The 4,596-nt window shown below is 41.8% G+C and carries 2 protein-coding genes; one reads left to right on the forward strand and one right to left on the reverse strand.

Going from position 1 to position 4,596, the window contains the following annotated elements:
- Positions 1-3,085: hypothetical protein (locus LC574_RS27535; protein WP_229456835.1), on the reverse strand; the 3,085-nt coding region annotated here is incomplete at its 3' end.
- A 1,010-nt stretch (positions 3,086-4,095) separates the two neighbouring features.
- On the opposite strand from LC574_RS27535, the gene LC574_RS27540 reads away from it, so the two are divergent.
- Positions 4,096-4,596 (forward strand): glycosyltransferase (locus tag LC574_RS27540; protein WP_229456836.1); only part of this gene is annotated, 501 nt, incomplete at its 3' end.

Here is a 4,596-nt window from a genome sequence, read left to right on the forward strand (position 1 = left end):
TAAGACTACCAGGTTTGGCATTCATCGCTGTTCCTGCGGGTCTAGCAATACCATCTTCCCTCACCGCATCTTCTCGAAAGGCGTAAAATATACCATTGGGAGGCGGAGCGTTAGGATCGCTGGCAGTGTTATCGTTAATCGGTAGCCATTTATCACCAACTGGAGCATTTGTAGTTCGCAGCAGGTTAAGGTCAACATCTAATGCCCGCACGCTCATCATCTCCCGCCCGTTAAACAGGGCAGCATCTTTGAAGGCAACTTGGTAGTAAGCTGGAGTGCCTGATGCGTCAATGTATTTGACTAGGTTATTAAAATTGGTTGTGTTGTTATTTGGTAGGCTGCTGCCACCAACGCTGCTGGTAACATCACTATTGGGAGTTTTCCAAGTTCCTGCTGTACCTGGTGTCCTTAGAGTAAGCTTGATGTTTGTTATATCTGTATCACTAACAGCTGTGTATCGGTTAACTGGATTGGGTGTAACTGGTAGGCTAGCGATATATGAGTCCGTGCCCGTGCGGTCTTCGTCGTGGGTACTGGTTGGGAAAATGTAATACAGAGCTTTATATTTAACATTTGATGGGGTGTAAGTATCACCAGCCTTCGGCGGACACAATTTATTAAGACTTGTGGCGGCTGCATTAAATGTAGTATTATCGCAACTGTAAGAAGTGGAGTTGCTTCGATCGAGTTTTACTTGCTCCTTGGTGGCAATTAAGCGTGCTAGAGGCTGCTGACTAGTGGGCAAAGCAGCGATCGCTTCTTCTGGCGTACTTGCAGTGATACTACTTAATGCTGTATTTAATTCATCCAAAAGTTTTGCAGTTTCTGTTCCCCAGTTGGTTGTGTAAACATAGTCGTTGAGATAGCTGATGTTGTAAGCTAGCATCCCCAACATACAATTCGCCGTATCTCGGTATGATTGATCTGCAATACTTGTACCGGATAGCGATCGCCGTAAATTGGAAAAATCCCCATACTTGGTTAATTCAGGATAGGGATGAGTAACTATTAACCCTGTAACTGCCTGAGATAATGCTGAATCTTGTTTAGGTGGAAAAGCACCGTATGGATCTCCAGCAAAATATGCCAAGTTCGCCTGCGCTGTGGCTAAAGCAGTACTCCCAGTAGGAATGCCAAACTCCCAACCATTCGTGCCTCTGCCTGTGAAAAAGTCGGCAATAACTCTATCAACAGGATCAGATGCACCTTGAAACGTTATGGTGTCAAACGTGGCGCTTCGCTTAAGCGTTTCTGCTGTTCCTGGATGAACCGTAGTTGCCATACAAGCCACAGGAGTTAGTCCACTGCCAGTTTTGTAGTGATAAACAGCAGTAGCTTGCACCGCAGCTAAATTATCTCTTTGAGTGCGACGTTGGAGAAACTCATGTTCCCTGCCCATACCAGTAGGTGTAACTGGAATTGTAGGAAGTGGCGGTTCACTCAATTCCAGTCTTTGCCCTACAATCACCCGCAAACCCCCTGTGACTGCTCGTCGCTCCCAATAGCCATCTAAGCCCAAAGCTTCTGGATTTTTCGGGTCTGGGGCGGTGTCTCTGGTGAGAGCGCTATAATTTGTACCAGCATTAGTGGAAGTAATCAGATCACCGACTTTATTACCTGATGGTATTTTGACTAGACTGCTGGCAATGGGCTTGCCGTCATAAGTAGGGTTTGGCCCATAAAGGTTATCAGCCCGATAAGTATCATCTAGATAAGGCGGATTTGTTTCTTCATTGAAAATTCTTTTACTTGTAAAAAAATTTCTTGTTTTCCAAGCAGTATCTCTATAAGTTGTGTTTGTTATGTCAGAACCCCTAGCTTTAAATTTATCTTCTGTCAATAAAGCTACTGGATCAAGGGCTATATCAACAGGTGTTTTGCCGCTTGGAGGAGTGACTGAATCTGTAGTTTCCCCAAATCCTTGATCTTGAGTTGGAGGATTTCCATTACCGTTAAATAAGTCAAATGTTGATGAACCACCGAATTGTTGACCGTCGTTACCTTCAGCTTTGCTTAATCTACCTGCAACTATTTGACCCTGAAAGGTAGTAGCACCTAAAGTATCAGTATAACTACTGACTGTAACTTTAGAATCACTAGCGGAAGTATTGACACAAGAAGAGGGAGAACTAATCAAGAAAGATTTAAAAGGATTGCTATATGATCCAAAGAACATATTTCCATCACTATGTATAGCTCCGTTCCAACGGAAATTAGGATCTTGAGCTACTTCAAAATCATAGCGAAAATAAGCTCCCCATTTATTACCTTTATCTACTTGTCTATCTTGTTGCAACTCTAATGTAGTTACAGTTCTACTTGGTTTGTCAGCATTTGCTACAACAAAGGCATTAACTTGAAAAGTCTTAGCTAAAGTTGCAGCATTAATAGGTTCCCAATCTTTTTCATTGGCTGCCAATTGAACTGCACCACCACATTTGTCTGCTGTAGATTTATTGGTATTCACAGGACCGTTGCGAACAACAAAGTAAGGTGCTTTTGCAGTATCGGCATTTGTTACTTCAGCATAAGTAGTAGTAGCATCTGTGCTTGTTGCTCGCTTCTTAAAAATAATTGAATAGGCAATAGTTTGACTGTTTTGTGTAAAATACCAGCCAATGCCAGGGTTGCTGTTAGAGTCCTGAAAATTGGCGAGGCGTGTCTCACCAGGAAGTGTATAAACGTCAGCAGTGCCACTGGCGGGTGGTTGCAAAATACTCTGTATAGTGCTATCTGACGCTACCCCAGCAGGTAAACGAGTGTCTTGTCTAAAAAGATACTCTAGCTTTGCCTTAGCTCGGTCTACTGCTGGTGTGGCTGCATTGTAAATAACCTGTTGTTGGCGTTCGCTAATAACCTGACTGGTACGACTGAGAGTGCGAAATATTATAGCTGTGACTACCAAAGTTACGATTAACAACAGCATGACAGTTGTTGGCAGTACAAACCCACCTTGGTGTCGCCGGAAATTCACACGTAAAACACGCGCTAACCAGCGAATAGCTGATGTTTGTAAAGTTTTTTGTAATTTAATAACTTGCCGCACAAAGCGGGTAAATGCTCTGATGTATTCGCGTTTAGTCATAGGTACATTATTAAAACCAAAGAGTTTAGCCAAAGACCTAATACATCTCGGTTAATAGAGTTAAACTCTTGCAGATCCCCCCAACCCCTCTTATTAAAGAGGGATGGGGGGATCTAGCTTTAACTGAAAAGTTTTGGACAAAGACCTGTGCTTTTAGGATGAAATTTTATTTCAGTAATGGCATTGGGCTTTACGCAATCTATACTGATGAGCTAAGGTTACCCACTTAGTTGGCAAAAACTATCAGCGTCAATTGCAAAAACTAGATGAGATTTTTACAAATTTTTAGGGCGCATTCATAATGCGTCCTAAATTCAGTAGAGCGAAAAGTTCTGCGTTAGCGTTCGCGGAGCGTCTCGTAGAGAAGCTGACCGTTCGCGTAGCGTCTCGCAGAGAAGGTATCGCTCTGTGATAGATACCTGTGATACTGATTATTATCTAACATGCTGTATTATTTAATACATTTTTCAAAAATCCGTTAAGGAATTTAAAATAAGTAAAACTAATAGATTATCCAAAAAGCTAATGGCAATTCTCACTTATCTGTTAGCACTGGTTGAACCAATTAAGTTAAAAATTGAGCGATTGTATTTCTAACTTTTCCCGTTATTTCCTTGATGGAGCGATCGCTTACTATACCCCTAGCCCAAAACCTTATTCTCTGGTAATTCATTTTTTATCATCTATTTACCCTCAAACAAAAGAAGAGAGTTTTTATGTTAAGCAGTAGACCGAAACCCCTCAAATTCCTACACAGCCGTACCACCCCCTACTTAATATTTACTTTATAAATAGGCTCTAAGGCAAGCGTTAGTTCTTGTAATTATATGGGTAATATAAATTTGAGGCTTAAGGCTTCATCTTTACGTGTTCCTCAAGCAGCCTGCTTTATAAAGGATTTCACTATCCAAAGCAGAAACTCACAAATAGGAAAAACTTCAGCCAACACGCCAAGCTTTGTTGTTAAAATGCTGTTGCTCTCAACTCACATTTGCACGAGATTGCTGAACATGACCACATCCACTGATTTTACTGTAGCTATTTGTACCTACAATGGCGAAAAGCGCTTGCCTGAAGTTTTGGAACTGTTGCGAACCCAAGTTAACATCCAATATCTTGGCTGGGAAGTTATTGTCATCGATAACAATAGCACAGACAACACCAGCAAGATTGTACAAGAATATCAAGCAAATTGGTCAACTACTAATCCGCTCATTTATTGCTTTGAACCGCAACAAGGTGCAGCCTTCGCCAGAAAAAGGGCTATTCATGAAAGTCATGCTGAACTGATTGGCTTTCTTGATGACGACAACTTGCCAGCATTAGATTGGGTTGCAGCAGCCTATGCTTTTGCACAAGAGTACCCGAAAGCTGGTGCTTATGGTAGTCAAATCCACCCTAATTTTGAGGTAAAACCGCCAGAAAATTTTCATCGAATCGCTCCATTTTTGGCAATTACAGAGCGTGGCTTACAGCCTCTTTTGTATGAACCTCGCAAAAAATTACTACCC

Source organism: Nostoc sp. CHAB 5715, from assembly GCF_020829685.1.
Classification (GTDB): Bacteria; Cyanobacteriota; Cyanobacteriia; order Cyanobacteriales; family Nostocaceae; genus Nostoc.